Source organism: Tersicoccus sp. Bi-70, assembly GCF_001968825.1.
Taxonomy (GTDB): domain Bacteria; phylum Actinomycetota; class Actinomycetes; order Actinomycetales; family Micrococcaceae; genus Tersicoccus.
The window spans coordinates 76,827-91,338 of sequence record NZ_MIEU01000018.1 but is presented as its reverse complement, the minus strand read 5'-3'; the positions used below and the strand labels follow the sequence as shown (position 1 = coordinate 91,338).

Genomic DNA, 14,512 nt, shown 5'->3' with positions numbered 1-14,512 from the left:
CGCCGTGGTCACCGGTCAGGCCCCCGTGCTCGCGCCGGCGACGCCGACCGCGCCGCCCTGCATCGCCTGCAGGTGGCCACGGCGGCCGCCGGTACCCCCGGACTTGGGCTTGCCCTTGCCGGTGGCTCCCACGGCGTCTGCGACGGACGCCGGCGTGATCTGCAGCTCGGCGCACACCTTCAGGTAGGAAGGCACGATGCCGGACGTCGAGGACGCCTTCATCAGCGCGTCCATGCTCGTCCGCTGCGCCTCGTCGATCAGCCACGCCAACGTCTTCGCCGCGGCGACCGCGCCGGCGAACTTCTTGCCCGACTCATCCTGCAGGTGCTTCGCCCCGGCGATCGCCGAGGCTGTGGCGTCGGCCATGTACCCGCGGCGGCGGACCGGCTTGACCAGGGGAGCGAACCGGTCGCCCCAGGCGCGGATCTGCTCCGCGGTCTGCCGCTCGACGAGCAGCGCCGGGTGCGGGACGGTCCGGCCGCGGGAGTCCTCGACGATGAGGCCCTCCTCGGCGACCCGGTCCCGTGCCTCGCGCATGCGGGCGACCAGGGTGGCGAACGCCTCGAGCGCGGCACGGTCCACCCGGCCGGCCAGGTCGTTCGACGCGACGATCTCCCGCCACACCCCGGCGACGTCGGCTGGCATCCCCTCGGGCGGCTCAACCGGCTGCGGTGGCTCCTGCACGCGCTTGGCCACAGCGAACCACCTTCCCTGCCTGCAGCGTCCCCACTGCGACCAGGCGGCCGCGGCGCAGCGACGACATCGGGCGAGCGCGCAGCGCCCGGCCCTCCGTGTACTCGGGGCGGATCCTCGCCACCAGCACGGCCAGCGCCCGGTAGGAGCGATCCCAGCCGATCAGGACGGCGACGTCCGACGTCTTCATGTGCGGGTAGTCGGCGAGGACGTCACGGACGCCAGGCTCGGCGTCCTCCGTCGCCGATGGCCGCCAGTACCGCTCCCGCGCGCCGGTGACGAGCGCCCGGCGCACCGCGTTGCGCGACGCCTCTCGAGTCCGCGCGATCCCGCGGATCGTGCCGCCCTCGGCGTGCTCGCTGCGGATCGCTCGACGGTCGTGCATGGCACCCCCGGGTCCGTTTTCGCGGCAACTCTGCATAGCTATGCAGCGTTTCGGCACGTCAGCGCCGGGGGGAGAGGTCGGTGGCGGCGCGGAGAGGCCGGCCGGTCGCCGAGCTGGATTTTTTCCGGCTAACACCTCGACGAGCACGGTCGCCCCTAATCTGTCAGATTAAGGATTTCCCAGCTTCCTCACAGGTTCGGGTCACCAGTCGTCCGACGTCACCCCGAGGCCGGCGGGCGCGACGTCGGATGCCTCACCCGCGCCGGCCGACTTGTTGCACGAAATGTGAGCCGGCGCCCAGTTGCTGCGGTCCCACGTCAGCGCAGGGAACAGGAACCGCGACTTGAGGTGCTGCACCGAGCACGACCACGGGTCCGGGTACTCCAGGCTGTAGTCGATGGGCTGGTCGCAGATGCAGCACGGCGCGTTGGTGCGCCGGCCGATCGCCTTGACCAGGCGCAACGCCTCGGCGCGGCGTCGTCCCGACCAGGCCGGGATCGTCAGACCGTTGTCCACGACGACCACCTCCGGAGCACCTACATCGCACTCGCCTCCTCGGCCTCTGGAGAGCAGCACACACAGCGAAGGCCGGGCGCATCAGCGTCCGGCCTTCCCTCGGGTGCACTACACCACCATCAGTCTCAGACCTTAGCGCACTGTCCCGTACTTCGCGAGCAGGTGTCGCTTGACGGCCTCTGTGCGGCGTGTCGCGGCCATCTCCTGGCCGAATGTGGCGACCACGTCGGCGGACGCGTACCGCACCGTCCGAGATCGCTCACGCCGCCACCCGTGCTTCGACGCCGCGAAGTACACCGCAGACACGGACCGGCCCGTCAGCTTCGCCACCTCAGCTGCCGTCAGCCACCCTGCCGAAGCGCTCACGCTGGCTTCCTCGTCGTCGTCGTGGGCAGCGGCGTCCTGTGGCCGGCGTCGCACCTCAGCTCCAGCTGCACGTCGTCGGCCTCGCACCCCGGGTGCACGAAGTACAGCGGGAGCCGGCAGTGCACGCGCGCACCGTCGCCGAGCTCATCGACGGTGGAGACGATCTCGGCGCACGGTCGGCCGACCCACTCGCGGCGTCGGCCAGTCGCCTCGGTCACCCGGCGCACCTGCGCGGCACGCTCCTGCACCTCTGTCGGCAGCGCCTCGGCCAGCGACGCCTCCGGGTGCGTCGCGACGTAGAGCACATGCCACCACGCGAACCACTGCGCCAGCGACCCGCCCGACCGGTCATCCGGCAGCTGCGCCTTCGGACGGTCCTCGAGCAGGTGGGCCGCCTGGTCCCGCATCCACTGCTCGACGTCGACCAGGACGTCGACGACGGACACGTCCAGCGGCGCCGGCGAACCGGTCACCGTCGCGCGGCCACCCTCCCGCTTCTCGCCGGTCCCGGTGAACACCAGCTCCTGCAGCTGAGGCCATGCGTCAGCGATCTCCCGGAACCACCCGCGCACCCGATCCGTGCACGTCGTGCACCACCACGTGCCCCGCTCGGCCTCGGGCGGCTCGCCGCGGTGCAGGCCCGACCGGCACGCGCCCCGCGGCACGAGCAGCGCCTTCTTCGCCAGGGTGTACGGCAGCCGCCGCACCCGCCCGTCGACGACGACGGTGTACAGCCGCTCGCCCGGCACTGGCTTCTTCTCCTCGACCATCACCTTGCCGCCTCCCGCAGCTCGTTCTGAATCCGTCCACTCACCCAGTCCCGCGGCCGCCACACCCCGACGTCGTACCCGCACGCCCGGAACTGCTCGATGATCACTGCCTGCTCGTCGGACAGTCGGCCCCGCTCGGTCTTCAACTCCCGGAACAGCCCGACTGGGTGCCGGCAGTTCGGGAACCACACGTGCAGGTCGGGGTAGCCCGGAACGCTGCGACGGCTGTCGTAGACGTGGAAGTACCGGCCCCGCAGCGCCTTGACCAGCGCGACCACGTTCGACTGCAACTCCGCCTCCGGCCAGGCCAGCACCGCCCGCTCGAGCGGGTTCGGCCCGCTCACGGGTCCACCCGGCAGCGCCGGCACGGCAGGTGCTCGCCGTGCTCGCCGCAGCGCGCATCGTCAGGGTCGTCGACCCGGCGGTGCTGCCCGTGGAACGGTGACCCGAACCGGCCGTCGACCGGGACGGGTGGGGCAGACCCAGCCCGGCCGGGTTCACGGGCTGGGCCCTGTTCCTGGCTCACCACCTGCTCACTCACCTGGCTGGACTCACCACGAGCACGACGGCGGCGACGACGCTTCCGACCAGACGATGAGGTGGGCTGGGTCGGGCTGACCTTGCCCGACCCAGCCGGTACCTCAACGGAACCTTCCCCTGCCCTGCCCTGCCCTGCCGCCCGCGTACGTGCGCCCGGGATAGCTCCCGAGGCGTGGTCCGGGGTGTGATCGGGGGTGGTTCCGGGTGTGATCGGGGGTGGTTCCCGGTCTGGTCCGGTGCGATCGCCGGCGTGCTCGGCAGCAGGAGACGGCTTCTCCGCCGCGCCCGACGGCTCGTGCGAACTCCTCTGCCGACCAGCAACGCTGAGCGGTGATCGAGGCGAGGGTTCAGCGGACGAGCCGCGGGGGGCAGGTAGCAGCGTCATCCCAGCTGCCTCCGGGGTCCGGTTGCCCTTCGCCCGGTTGCACGTGTGGCACGCGACCACGATGTTCGACGGCCCGCACACCACCAGGGGGTCCACGTGGTCCAGCTCGGGGCGGCTCTCACTGCGGCCGTCCTTCTGCTTCACCAGGGTCCCGCAGTACCGGCAGTGCGCCGACGTCGGGTTGGCGGCGTCCACGGCGTCTCTGGCCCACACCGCTGCGCGCACAGCAGGGTCCTTCAACTCCGCGGCCTTCCGCCGCTTCAGCTTCACCGCGGCGCCCTGGTCGTAGCCCATCGCATACCAGTCGTGGAACCGCCACGCCCCGTCGGGCACGACGTCACACCGGTCGCAGGAATGACCAGGCGCATGCCACAGGCCGGCGGCCACCAGCTTGCCCGCGAGCGCGAGGGCGACGTCGTGATTCAGGAGGATCGAGACGAGATCCTCGACTGTGACGACGCCGTCGGTGAGCTTCGCTTGGCAGAGGGAGCCGGCCATCGTCCACACTCCGAGGGCGGCGAGTCCGTCGATGCTCTTCATCATCGCTTCGCGTGCCAGGTGTTGCGCCTTGGCGTTCACCTGAAACTGGTCGTCGACTTGGAAGAACACGAGGTCTCTCCTCCTGGTTGGGTGCGGTAGCGCGATCAGGGGTCGGTGCGCGTGGGCGGGCCGCGCGGCTGGTGGTCATGGGTCTGGGCAGGCGTCGACGTCTCCGTGCTCGACGAGCGCCGCGTCCAGACCTCCTCTGGTTTGCATGCTGGGCAGCGGTCCGCGGCCCAGCCGATGGACCAGCCGTGGTTCCGTGCCTCAGCCGCGGCGGCGGACCGGTCGGCGGTGTGTGCCGCGTAGCGGCGGTCGCAGCCGTCGCACGTGAACACCAGCCGCGAGCTCACGACCGACCGCCCACGTGCGTCTTGTGGCAGCCGCACGGGCAGCCCTCGTACCGGTCCCGCGTCTCGTTCCATCCGCGGCCGTCGCAGCTGTCGTGCTTGTCGGCTCGGCACTCGGGATTGGTCAGGACGATGTCGCCGCCGACGCGGTCCCAGGCGTCCGTCTTCTCGTCATAGGTCTTGTCCACCTCGTGAGCCCGACGGGGCGGGTCGGCGAGCATCCGGTCCAGCGCCGTTGAGGGCTCGGGGTTCCGGTCCGCGAGCGCGGCACGGACGGACAGCACCATCGGCTGGCCGGCGAGCTGCTCCAGGGCCGCGGCGGCAAGCACGAACTCGGCGGCCCTCTGCTCACAGAACTCACGGTCAGCCGAAGACGTCGACGAAGCGGCCTCCCGCTCCGCGCGGACCGCGGCCGTCTGCAGGTGCAGCACGACGTTGCGGAGGTCAGCCACGGCCGGACCTCCGCTGCTCTTCCCATGCGGTTCGGATGGCGTCCCGTGCCTCCGGGCTGGGGCGGCGACCGGGTAGAACAAGTCGCTTCGTCAGCCGGTAGACGTCGCGCTCCGGGTTGCCGTCGTACTTGAGGAACAGCCCGCATACAGTGCAGGCGTGGCGACCCGGGGCGGGGTTCGGACTGGGTGTCCTACAGCTGCACATCTGGTGTGCATGCTGTGCGCTGCTGCACGCCGAGTGGTACAGCCCCCTCTCCGACTGCCACCAGTGCGCCGGCGAGTGGTCCTCGTCCCAGCCGTGGCCGGTGTTCACGGAATCCCCCTTCGATCCCGGCTCACTGCACCAGGAGCACACCGTGAACAGGCGTCTCTGCAGCCTGTGCGCCATCGGGTAGCGGAGCCGCCAGTGACCCGGGTGCTTCCAGTGATCCCGGTAACGGCACACCTCGCCGGCGTCACGGCCGCCCGGCTCGACGTGCCAGACGTCGATGAGGGCGTGACCGAAGTAGAGCTCGCGGCCGGCCACCCTCACGTAAGGCCAGGACCAGCCCTTGCGGCGCGAAGACCTCTGCAGCGAGGTCATCCGGCACACTCTCGACGGGATCGGCAGGCGCACGCTCCACACCATGGTCATCGGGTCATGCATCGTCGGCCTCCAACTGCAGCATGGGGCGGAGTCGGCCGGTGGCGATCGACGCCTGGACCGCCTCGCCGGCGTGCTGGAACACGGTCTCCCCGGTCGGGAGGACCAAGTGGGCGAGGAACTCCTCGTCGAAGGTGACGATGCCGGCGGCGACCGCTTCGAGCTTCGCCTTCACCACGAGGGCGAGCGCCCGCCACGCCTGCCGGACGGCCTGCTCGTACTCGTTCTCCGCGGCCGACGAGGAGCGGGGCTTGTCCGTCGTCGGGGTGTGCGTGAAGCGGCGCTCCTGCCGGTCCGGCATCGGCAGCACGAATCGCACCCGGCGGCCGTCGATCTCGAACTGGATCACGGCGCGGGTCGGCTCCCACCCGTACGCGAACGACGTCGCCCCGTACCTGGCCAGCGTCTTCTCGATCTCCTGCCGCGAGCGCCCTGAGTCGACGGACGTGCCCTCGGCGTACCGGCCGCCGGCCATCAGAACGCCCTCCCGCCGTGCTTGTGCGAGCGGGTGGCGTTGTACTCGAGCTTCTCGGTGATGGCGGCCTCGAGGTCGATGCCGTTCGCGCCGCAGAAGTCCATGACGCGGATCACGACGTCGGCCATCTCGGCCGGAACGCCCTCGGGTTTGCGGGGCTTGCCGGCGGAGTTGCGCTCCATGAGTTCCTCGGCGCGAGCGACACCCACCTCGGCGACGAGCGAGTCCGGGAGGCACGGCTTCGGATAGTAGATCTCGCTCGGAGCGTGGCCGCTGCGCAGCTCCTCGAGCGCCTCGGACAGCTCGGAGTGGATCAGTGCGATGCGCTGGCCGTTCAGCCAGGCGACCTCACGCGGGTCGGTCGGCTCGTCATCGTGGAAGCCCTTAGCTGCGGACTGCTCGTAGGCGAGCTGCTGTAACTCTCGGATGGTGCTCATGCTGCTGCTCCGTCCTTCTGGGGCTGGCGGAGGCCGCGGGCGGGACCGTCGAGGCGGTCCGGCCAAGCGTCCGCCCACGTGTCGTGCTCGGTCTGCTCGTAGTCGTCGAAGCGGGTCGGGGTGAGGAGGCCGAGGAAGCTCGCCCCGCAGCGGATCAGGATGCTCGTGGTCCGCCCCGTCGGCTCGATCACCAGCGGCTTGCCGTACGCGGCGGCCGCCGACGTGAACGCCTTCAGGAGCTTCCCGTTCGTCGGCACCCGGCCCGGGAGCGCCCGGGGCGCTGCGACGGCGCGGAGGAACGTCAGGGGCAGGTTGAGGACCGTCTCGTAGCTGTTCGTGCCCGGCAGCTTCAGCTCCTTGCCGGGCCACAGGCCCGACACGTCGAGGACGACGAGGTCCTCACCGGTGATCGTGAAGCGCAGCGCGCCGCCCATGTCGTTCTCGTCCCGCTGCGACGACGCGGGGAACAAGCCGAGCAGCTCCCGCGCCGTGCCCGGCATCAGGGTGAACGCGTCGGTCTCCGCGTCCGCGGTCAGCCCGTCCTGGTCGTACACCGACACGGTGGCCATGCCCGCGGACCACCCGTTCGTCGCGCACACCAGCATCTGGTCCGGTGCCGGCAGGAAGTACACCCGGTGGTGGTCCTGCACGTTCTCGTCGGTGCCCGCGTGCGGCAGCACCGCCGTCAGCGCCTGCCGCAGATCCCGGGTGTCCACGTCGATCGTGACGCTCATGCCCGCTCCCCTCTCGTTCCGTTCTCGTTGTTGCTCTGCTCGGCCTCGGCGGCGTGCCGGGCCTCGCACTCGTCCGCGATCGTCTGGATCGCCTTCTGCTCACCGCAGACCGGGCACACGCCCCGCCCGTCCTCCCGCCGCGGGACGCTCACGAGCACCCCGGGCACTCGCCCGTCGCCGGATTGATCGGCTTGCTGCACGACTCGCACAGCACCACCGGCCGGTCATGCCGTTCCCGCAGCGGCCGCGGCCGGCGCGTGCGCTCGTCGTCGCTCACAGGTCGGTCACCTCCCACAGGACGCCGTCGGGCAGCATCAGACGCTCCTCGCACCGCGGACATCCGATCGCAGCCAGGTGGTGCGCCAAGATCAGGTGCTCCATGACGCCCGCGAGCGAGTTCAGGTGGGGCCGGCAGGCGGTGACCAGGCTGCCGGCCGGGTCGCCGCAGCGGTGCAGCCGCACCGAGTAGCCCGGGCGGATCGCACAGGGCTCCGGCTGGCCGGCGCGCAGGGTGATCGCGTCCGCGATCGTGCACACCGGCTCGAGCTCGTCGACCAAAGCGCTCACGGCGTCGAGGCCCGGCATCTCGTCGGCCATCACGACGCCCGCTCCGTCTCGTCGGCGGCCCAGTGCGCCATGGCCTCGCGCTCGATGTCGGTCAGCTGGTAGCCGAGGATGTCGAGCGCCTTCAGCTGGCTATCCAGGACAGCGCAGGGCATCCACTCTCGGTGGTAGCGCAGGCTCGCGAGCTGCAGGTCGGCGATCGCCATCACCGCGAGCGCTCGGGCCGGCTCGGCTTCCGCGAGCGCGGCCAGGACGATGTCGTTGGTGGTGCTGTAGCCGGCATCGTCGGGCAGTGCGACGTCGAGGAGATGGGCCATGCCCCGCTTCTCGTGTGACGCGTAGTCACGCATCCACTCGTGCACCGCGGCGTGGTGGGCGATCTCGGTGGCGAGCTCTGATGTCGCCTTCTTGACGACGTCGAGGAGGAACACCTCGCGGGCTTCGCCTGCGATGGCGAGTCCGGCGTCCAGGTCGGCCTCGCGCTGCGCCCTCCGCTCTTCTTCTTCGCGGGCGCCGCGCTGCTCCTCGGTTTCTTCGTCGTCGACAGCGCCGACTCGGACGGCCCACCAGAGGCGGCCGCCCTTGGTGCGGACTATGAGGCGACCGTCCTTGACGCCCGCCTCGACCGCGGCGAGGTCGGTGCCGACGCTCTCGATGTCGGTCCAGCCGTTCGACCGCAGAGCCCACGCCTCGAGATCGAGGTCGGTGACGCCGGCGTCGAGCTTCACGAGCAGGGCCTCGACGAGGGCCTGGAGCGCGGCTTCCTCCTTCGCCGTCCGGGCACGGCGGATCTCGTATTCGAGGTCCGCCTTCCGGGCGTTGAGGATCCGCTCCTGCGTCTGCTCGTCGCCCTCGAACTCCAGGGACGCGAGCGCGTGCTCGATGGTGAGGGAGCCGGACGCGACGCGGTCCTGGGCGGTGTCGGGGAGCTTGCGGAGCTTGAGGCGGTCGCGGACGAGGGTCTGGGAGCGGCCGGCGGACTTGGCGACGCGCTTGACGTCCCAGTTGAAGTCGAGGAGGGCCTGGTAGCCGTCGGCCTCCTCCATGACGGTCAGGTCGGTGCGCTGCAGGTTCTCGACGAGCATCGCGCTGATCTGCTGGTCCTCGCCAGTGAGGTCACGGCGGATGATGACCGGGATCTCGGTCAGGCCCGCGACCCTGGCCGCGGTGAGGCGACGGTGCCCGGCGATCACGATCCACTCGCCTTCGACGCCGTCGGGGTGCGGGGCCACAGTCAAGGGCTGGAGCACGCCCTGGGAGCGGATCGACTCGGCGAGCTCGCGGACGTCGCCGACGTCGACGCGCACGTTCCGCGGGTGCGGGCGGATCGCCGCGGCCGGCACGTAGTCGAACACCGCCGCGTGCGCTGCGAGCGCGGGCGCGGCCTGGTCAGCCTTCTTGCTTCTCGTCGCCATCGCTGGCCACCTCCATTCGTCTGACGGGCGCCAGGCCGATGATCACGGTCTGCACGTCCTCGTAGTTCGGTTCCCGGATCCCGGGCTTCGGGTAGATCTGCGGGTCGCCGGCCAGCTCCAGGCCGTCGGCGGCGAGCACCAGGGGGAAGTCGGCGGCCGCCATGCCGAGCAGCTGCTTCCGGCCGACGTGCGGGTCCTGCACCTCCCACACGCACCGGTACAGCTGGTCGAGCACGGGGCGGTCAGGCACGGCCGGCCAGAGCTCGCCGTGCCATTCGTCCTTCACGAGGCCCTCCGGCTGTGCGCTTGGCGGGGGCCGCCGCGGAGGTCCTGGGCGTTCTTGAGCGCGGTCACCAGGTCACTCCGGCCCGCGCGGCTCAGGTTCTTCTCGAGCGCGTTCGCGCTCAGCCCCAGGCGTGACTGGACCGTTTCCCAGTTCTCGCCCGCCCGCAGCAGGTCCTCGGCGTCCTCGGCGACGTGGTGGTAACGGGCGGGCCGACCACCGAGCGCCCGGCCGGCGGTCGGAAGCACCGTCACCGACGGCGACGCCTCCGGGTCGTCGATCGCGTCGTCGTCCCACGCCATCGGGGGCAGCCACCCGCGTGCTGCCGCCGCGTTCCGGGTGCGGGTGACCGCGGCCTCCTGCCACCGGTTCTCGGACGGCGCCGGCGTGCACCACAGCTCGTTGTACAGGACGCGCACCTTCCGCTCGGTCCCGGCTGTGACGCCCCGCCGGCCGAACACGAGGTCGCCGAACTTGCTCCGCTGGGCCAGCCCGAGGCGGGCCGCAAGGACCTCCGTCGAGTAGCCCAGGCATGCGAGCGACTGCAGGCGGCGGGTGGTGCCCGTGCCGTCGACCTTCGCGCCGTCGGCGAGGGTGTCGCGGGTGGCCTGGACGGCGAGTACTGCGGTGGCGACGTGGGGCATGGTCCGCTGTTGCGCGCCGCGGCCGCTGCGTCGGTCTCCGTAGAGCATCCGGCCGAAAGTCGCATTCGAGATCCCGGACTGCTTGGAGATGGTTTTCAGCCCCATCCCGTGGGCCAGCAGCATGCGCAGGTGCGCGCGGACGGGCTCGGCGTCGACGTACGTCGTCGTCGGCCGCCCGTACGCCTCACTGCGGGCCCGCACAGCAGCGTCAGCGGCCTGCGCGTCCCGGCATGGCCGGCACCGGCACCGGTCCAGGACGTACGCCGTGCGGGTGCCGTGCTCATGGTGGGCAATCTTGTGCTGGCAGTCGCGGCGCACGCCCGAGCTCGTTCGCCGTGCGGCCGCGCGGGCCGCGGCATCCGCCAGAGCCCGGGTCCGCTCGCACGAGTGCCGGCGGATCCCGTACTCAGCGATCGGCAGGGTGCGCGCCGTCGTCGTGTGTCCGCACTCCTTGCAGGTGATCGAAGCCATCAGCACGGCACCTCCTCTTGCGCCCGCGCCCATGCGGTGATCGCCGTGTAGATCGCGGCGGCCGCTGCGGTGTGCTCGGCCGCGGACTCCCAGTCCCCGTCCTGCTGCGCCGTCAGGCCCAGCGCCAGGTGCAGCTCCGCGTCCGCTTCGAGGCGCGTCTTCTGCAGCTCGTCGACCGGCGCGTCGACGGCGTCGGCGTCGAGCAGGCCGCTCGTCGTGTTGCCCAGGTACTGCTGCTCGCTCACGATGTCGCCCATCAGCCCTGCCTTCCCTGCATGGTCTCGACGCGCTCGGCGGTGGCCTTCTCGATGAGCTCCTGCACGCGGGCGGCGGGCAGGGCGAAGGTGATGGCGAGGCCGTTGACGAGCACGGTGGTCCGGTTGGCCGGCTCCGACTGGTTCGGGTGGAAACCGTCGATCCGGTCGATGCGGGCGGCCGCGCCGCGCCCGTCGCGGATCCACTCGCAGCGCTGCTCCTTGGTCACGATGCTGCGCAGGCTCATCGGTCGCCGACCTTCCCGTCGTCGAGGACGGCGCCGATGCAGCCGACCAGGGCGACGCCGGCCCCGAGGAGCCACGCCCCGTTCGGGGCGAGCATCAGGGCCGACGGCGTCGCGAACAGGGCGACGACGGCGCCGAGCAAGCCGATCGGCAGCCAAAGGACCGTGCGGCGTCGACGGGCGGCGACGGTCGGGGTCGGGCGGATCATCGGGTGCTTCCTCTCTGCATGGTCTGGGTCGTGAAGTGGCCGACGATCTCCGCGGTGCGCGCGTCGGCGATCTGCCCGGTGTCCGGGTCGACGTGCACGTCGGTGCCGAAGTTGCGGCGGGCCGCGTTGCGGATCTGGTCGCGGCGCTCGGGTGCTGAGGTGTAGGAGACGGTGAAGTCCCGGAACGCCTTGCTGCGGCGGCCGGCCGCTGTCGACATCGACACCGTGTCCCAGCGGCGGGCGTGCTTACGCGGGTACGGCATCTCCGCTGCCCTCCTCGTGCTCGTGGGCGGCGTGCACCGTGTCGACGCCGAGGCGGCTGCACACCTGCTCGTGGTGCCGGTCTGCGGCCTCCGCCGCACGCCGGTACAGCAGGTCGTTGATCCGGACGAGCTGGTCCAGCTGCCCACGGATCCGTTCCAGGGACGGGGCGAGCACGCCGGCCCGGTCGTCGACGCCGAGGTCCTGCAACGCGTGCAGGACAGCGCGGGCCGTCTTCTCCGCCTGGATCGACAGCCGGTAACGCTCCGAGGAGAACGCCCGCTGCTTCTCACCCAGCGGGGTCTGCCGACGATCACGGGCGAACGTGTCCAGGTCGCGGGCCTCGAAGAACCAGGACGCCGGCAGATCCTCGGACGGGATCCGCGGGACCGGCACGGACGCGCGCTGATCGTGGGTATCGGTGCTCATTGGTATCCTTCGGTGGTAGGTGGAAGCGGGTCGCCGAGCTCTGACCGGAGAGGTGGCCCGCTTCTTCTGTGCCCGGGCTCAGCCCGGAAGATGCATGCCGCGTGCGGCCCTCCGCACGATCGCCTCGGCCTCAGCTACCGACAACGGCCCCCAGAACGCGACCGTCTCGGAGCGGGCCTTCTCAGCTGCGCGCTGCGCCTCCTGACGCGCTTGGTCGCGGCACTCCCGCCGCCACGCCACCCACACCCAGCCCGCGAGCGCGGCCCCGGCGAGGAAGCCGGCGGCGAGCACGCCGCCACCGACGATGGCCGCGGCGGCGAGGATCTGTCCGGCGCTCATCGGTACAGCGACCTCTGGTCGCCGTCTCTGCGCCACTGCTCCTCGATGGCGTTGACCAAGACCGCCTTATCGAAGTGCATGGACGCCGGGCCGAGCTGACCGGTCCAGTGGACGTGGACGCGGGGCGACGAGGTCTCGTCGCCGCCCCGCGACCCGTCCGACGCCGCGGATCCGGTGGGGGACCCGTCCGCGGCGCCGTCCGGCTGGGACACGGTTGGGGTCGTGCCCGCGCCGGCGTCCTCGCCCATAGGCTCAGGGGTGCTGAAACCCGCGCCGGCAGACGCCGGCGCACCACCCACAGGAGAGGAAGAACCATGGCCATTGGCCTGCACTACGGCGGCGAACTGCTCGGCTACCTGCCGGACGCCCTCGAGGAAGCGCTTCATCGCGAGATCACCGGAGCGATCGGAGCCGGCGGCCGATTCCTCCACGTCGAGTTGGTCGGCGTGGCCGTCGATCTGTGGGTTGCTCCGGGAGTTCCCCTCGCGCTGAGTAAGAAGAAGCCACTGCCTCACCAGTGACCGCTGCTCAGTCAGGATCGCTTCGAGCAGGCGCTCCTGACGGGGCCGGAGCTCGGCCGGCAGGATCGGGTCAACATCGACACCGCGCATCGGCGCGTCCGCCAAGAAGGGCTTCACGAGGCCGCCGCCCGTACGATCAGGGGCATGCAACCCTCCGATTGGATTGCGATCGCAGCCGCTCTGATCGCCCTCGCCGCCTTGTGGGTGTCGCTCAGGAAAGAACGCGATCGCCAGTACAGCTTTAGCGCCGTCATCTGGTCGCAAGAAGGCGCGACCGGCACCGAAACCGATCGCCTGTGGGTCGTCGAAGTGGACATGGTCGGAGACGGCACGCTGATCATCGACGACGCTTGGATCATCAGCGCCGACGCCCAGATCCGACTCGTGACGCAAGGTGCTGGAGCCCCGAAGTCGAAGCATTCCCGGACACGCTTCCAAGCCGACTGGCGTGCGGTCGGCTTCGAGGGGCAGACGGTAAGGCTTACTTGGCACCCCGTTCGCGGCGTCGGGCGGCTCTGGACGCGCACGACGGACGTCACAGCTCGACCCGACCCTGAGAGAGCAATCTGAACTCCCCGGCAACCCCTCACGAGGCGACCGCCTTTGACGCCGCGGTGTCGGCCTTCAGCTGGTCGACCGATTCGCGGCTGAACTTGTACTGGCCGCCAGGCGTCGTGACCGTCGGGGAGATCGTGCCAGCGCTTACCCAGCGACGAACGGTCGAAGGCAGTACCCCGAACTCGCCAGCCACATCAGATGTGGTGAGATACACGCTTTTTGTTGGCATGGACCAATGACACCATGCGCTGCATGTGGTGTCAAACACCATATGCAGCGCGACGTTGAAGGCCGTCCATCCGCGGGACGGGGGCTGGTCTCGTGACGGTCACCAGTGGCGTGACGTGGGGAAATGCCCCGCACGACACGCTAGGAACACTCTTGCGCGTTATGCGCGACTTGTGCGACTATGACGCGCATGAGTACACAGGTGGCCGAGATGTGGATACCAACGACGGAGACGTTCGCTGCGCGACTTGCCCTGATCCGCTGGCGGATGGGCTGGAACATGAAGGAGGCGGCCCTGGCGTGCGGGTTCCCGCAGCAGGTCTGGCGAGGGTGGGAGCTACACAACCGCAGCCCTCGACACTTCGCCGAGATCGCGCAGCAGATCAGCGAGCGCACCGGCGTTGACGACTACTGGATCATGACGGGCAAGCAGAATGCCCCCCGGCCCGATGGGCCGGAGGGCATTCATGATGGTGTGCGCCCGAAGGGATTCGAACCCCCAACCTTCTGATCCGTAGTCAGATGCTCTATCCGTTGAGCTACGGGCGCGTGGCCCGCCGTGCTGAGGCTCCGGAATCGGAGGTGACAACGGCGAACGGGCCGGATAGAACCATACACCGGGGCCGGGTTCACGCCCAAATCCGGGGGTGGCCGGCGATGGCCGCGGGGTGCGTGATCGGGCGTCACACGTCTATACCGGTCTACGTGACCTGGATCACGACCCACTACGCTCGCCCCAGCGGCGGCGTGTCGGTGGCCCGGTCTCGGTCCACCGACGCTCGTCCGTCGGGGGGAGCACGTGAAG

26 protein-coding genes and 1 tRNA gene are annotated in these 14,512 nt (G+C 70.6%); 2 read left to right on the top strand and 25 right to left on the bottom strand.

What is annotated here, in order from left to right:
* Window positions 1-15: 15 nt before the first annotated feature.
* From BGP79_RS15830 to BGP79_RS15715, 23 genes are all read right to left on the bottom strand, one after another.
* Window positions 16-645, bottom strand: coding sequence for a P27 family phage terminase small subunit (locus BGP79_RS15830; protein WP_076697420.1), 630 nt, complete (start codon window positions 643-645; stop codon window positions 16-18).
* 13 nt (window positions 646-658) lie between these two features.
* A complete protein-coding gene (locus tag BGP79_RS15825) occupies window positions 659-1,078 on the bottom strand; it encodes a hypothetical protein (protein WP_076697417.1) in 420 nt (139 codons plus the stop codon).
* Between the two features lie 201 nt (window positions 1,079-1,279).
* On the bottom strand, window positions 1,280-1,594 hold the full coding sequence (locus BGP79_RS15820) for a hypothetical protein (RefSeq protein ID WP_143588473.1): 315 nt from the start codon (window positions 1,592-1,594) through the stop codon (window positions 1,280-1,282).
* Between the two features lie 132 nt (window positions 1,595-1,726).
* The gene (locus BGP79_RS15815; protein ID WP_076697411.1) at window positions 1,727-1,960 is read right to left on the bottom strand and encodes a hypothetical protein; all 234 of its coding nucleotides are present in this window, start codon (window positions 1,958-1,960) and stop codon (window positions 1,727-1,729) included.
* Entirely contained in the window at window positions 1,957-2,730 is a 774-nt protein-coding gene (locus tag BGP79_RS15810; protein WP_076697408.1) for a hypothetical protein, read from the bottom strand. The genes BGP79_RS15815 and BGP79_RS15810 overlap by 4 nt, the downstream gene beginning before the upstream one ends.
* Window positions 2,730-3,074, bottom strand: a complete 345-nt coding sequence (locus tag BGP79_RS15805) for a VRR-NUC domain-containing protein (protein ID WP_158067208.1) — start codon at window positions 3,072-3,074, stop codon at window positions 2,730-2,732. The genes BGP79_RS15810 and BGP79_RS15805 overlap by 1 nt, the downstream gene beginning before the upstream one ends.
* Entirely contained in the window at window positions 3,071-4,264 is a 1,194-nt protein-coding gene (locus BGP79_RS15800; protein WP_076697405.1) for an HNH endonuclease, read from the bottom strand. Before BGP79_RS15800 ends, BGP79_RS15805 begins: the two co-directional genes overlap by 4 nt.
* Before the next feature lie 280 nt (window positions 4,265-4,544).
* The gene (locus tag BGP79_RS15795; RefSeq protein ID WP_076697402.1) at window positions 4,545-4,997 is read right to left on the bottom strand and encodes a hypothetical protein; all 453 of its coding nucleotides are present in this window, start codon (window positions 4,995-4,997) and stop codon (window positions 4,545-4,547) included.
* A gap of 638 nt (window positions 4,998-5,635) precedes the next feature.
* Window positions 5,636-6,115, bottom strand: a complete 480-nt coding sequence (locus tag BGP79_RS15785) for a hypothetical protein (protein WP_076697396.1) — start codon at window positions 6,113-6,115, stop codon at window positions 5,636-5,638.
* Entirely contained in the window at window positions 6,115-6,552 is a 438-nt protein-coding gene (locus BGP79_RS15780) for a hypothetical protein (protein ID WP_076697393.1), read from the bottom strand. Before BGP79_RS15780 ends, BGP79_RS15785 begins: the two co-directional genes overlap by 1 nt.
* Window positions 6,549-7,286: a hypothetical protein gene (locus BGP79_RS15775; protein WP_076697390.1), complete on the bottom strand. Its 738-nt coding sequence runs from the start codon at window positions 7,284-7,286 to the stop codon at window positions 6,549-6,551. The genes BGP79_RS15780 and BGP79_RS15775 overlap by 4 nt, the downstream gene beginning before the upstream one ends.
* A complete protein-coding gene (locus tag BGP79_RS16670) occupies window positions 7,283-7,438 on the bottom strand; it encodes a hypothetical protein (RefSeq protein ID WP_158067206.1) in 156 nt (51 codons plus the stop codon). The genes BGP79_RS15775 and BGP79_RS16670 overlap by 4 nt, the downstream gene beginning before the upstream one ends.
* A gap of 121 nt (window positions 7,439-7,559) precedes the next feature.
* On the bottom strand, window positions 7,560-7,886 hold the full coding sequence (locus tag BGP79_RS15765; RefSeq protein WP_143588471.1) for a hypothetical protein: 327 nt from the start codon (window positions 7,884-7,886) through the stop codon (window positions 7,560-7,562).
* Window positions 7,883-9,265, bottom strand: a complete 1,383-nt coding sequence (locus BGP79_RS15760) for a ParB/RepB/Spo0J family partition protein (protein WP_076697383.1) — start codon at window positions 9,263-9,265, stop codon at window positions 7,883-7,885. The genes BGP79_RS15765 and BGP79_RS15760 overlap by 4 nt, the downstream gene beginning before the upstream one ends.
* Window positions 9,240-9,551: a hypothetical protein gene (locus tag BGP79_RS15755; protein ID WP_076697380.1), complete on the bottom strand. Its 312-nt coding sequence runs from the start codon at window positions 9,549-9,551 to the stop codon at window positions 9,240-9,242. The genes BGP79_RS15760 and BGP79_RS15755 overlap by 26 nt, the downstream gene beginning before the upstream one ends.
* Window positions 9,548-10,663, bottom strand: a complete 1,116-nt coding sequence (locus BGP79_RS15750) for a hypothetical protein (protein WP_143588470.1) — start codon at window positions 10,661-10,663, stop codon at window positions 9,548-9,550. Before BGP79_RS15750 ends, BGP79_RS15755 begins: the two co-directional genes overlap by 4 nt.
* Entirely contained in the window at window positions 10,663-10,920 is a 258-nt protein-coding gene (locus BGP79_RS15745; RefSeq protein ID WP_076697376.1) for a hypothetical protein, read from the bottom strand. The genes BGP79_RS15750 and BGP79_RS15745 overlap by 1 nt, the downstream gene beginning before the upstream one ends.
* Window positions 10,920-11,165: a hypothetical protein gene (locus tag BGP79_RS15740; protein WP_076697374.1), complete on the bottom strand. Its 246-nt coding sequence runs from the start codon at window positions 11,163-11,165 to the stop codon at window positions 10,920-10,922. Before BGP79_RS15740 ends, BGP79_RS15745 begins: the two co-directional genes overlap by 1 nt.
* A complete protein-coding gene (locus tag BGP79_RS15735; protein ID WP_076697372.1) occupies window positions 11,162-11,371 on the bottom strand; it encodes a hypothetical protein in 210 nt (69 codons plus the stop codon). Before BGP79_RS15735 ends, BGP79_RS15740 begins: the two co-directional genes overlap by 4 nt.
* Entirely contained in the window at window positions 11,368-11,634 is a 267-nt protein-coding gene (locus tag BGP79_RS15730; protein WP_076697369.1) for a hypothetical protein, read from the bottom strand. The genes BGP79_RS15735 and BGP79_RS15730 overlap by 4 nt, the downstream gene beginning before the upstream one ends.
* Window positions 11,618-12,061 (bottom strand): hypothetical protein, encoded by a 444-nt coding sequence (locus BGP79_RS15725; RefSeq protein WP_076697367.1) that lies wholly within the window; start codon window positions 12,059-12,061, stop codon window positions 11,618-11,620. The genes BGP79_RS15730 and BGP79_RS15725 overlap by 17 nt, the downstream gene beginning before the upstream one ends.
* A 78-nt stretch (window positions 12,062-12,139) precedes the next feature.
* Window positions 12,140-12,400, bottom strand: a complete 261-nt coding sequence (locus tag BGP79_RS15720; RefSeq protein ID WP_076697364.1) for a hypothetical protein — start codon at window positions 12,398-12,400, stop codon at window positions 12,140-12,142.
* A complete protein-coding gene (locus tag BGP79_RS15715) occupies window positions 12,397-13,038 on the bottom strand; it encodes a hypothetical protein (protein ID WP_076697362.1) in 642 nt (213 codons plus the stop codon). Before BGP79_RS15715 ends, BGP79_RS15720 begins: the two co-directional genes overlap by 4 nt.
* Window positions 13,039-13,065: 27 nt before the next feature.
* On the opposite strand from BGP79_RS15715, the gene BGP79_RS15710 reads away from it, so the two are divergent.
* A complete protein-coding gene (locus tag BGP79_RS15710; protein WP_076697359.1) occupies window positions 13,066-13,491 on the top strand; it encodes a hypothetical protein in 426 nt (141 codons plus the stop codon).
* Window positions 13,492-13,507: 16 nt separating this feature from the next.
* Here BGP79_RS15710 and BGP79_RS15705 read toward each other — a convergent pair whose 3' ends face one another.
* Window positions 13,508-13,693, bottom strand: coding sequence for a helix-turn-helix domain-containing protein (locus BGP79_RS15705; RefSeq protein ID WP_076697357.1), 186 nt, complete (start codon window positions 13,691-13,693; stop codon window positions 13,508-13,510).
* Between the two features lie 204 nt (window positions 13,694-13,897).
* Here BGP79_RS15705 and BGP79_RS15700 point away from each other — a divergent pair, with 204 nt between their 5' ends.
* Window positions 13,898-14,218 (top strand): helix-turn-helix domain-containing protein, encoded by a 321-nt coding sequence (locus BGP79_RS15700; protein ID WP_143588469.1) that lies wholly within the window; start codon window positions 13,898-13,900, stop codon window positions 14,216-14,218.
* Here BGP79_RS15700 and BGP79_RS15695 read toward each other — a convergent pair.
* A tRNA-Arg gene (locus tag BGP79_RS15695) sits at window positions 14,184-14,256 on the bottom strand. The genes BGP79_RS15700 and BGP79_RS15695 overlap by 35 nt on opposite strands.
* Window positions 14,257-14,512 lie beyond the last annotated feature (256 nt).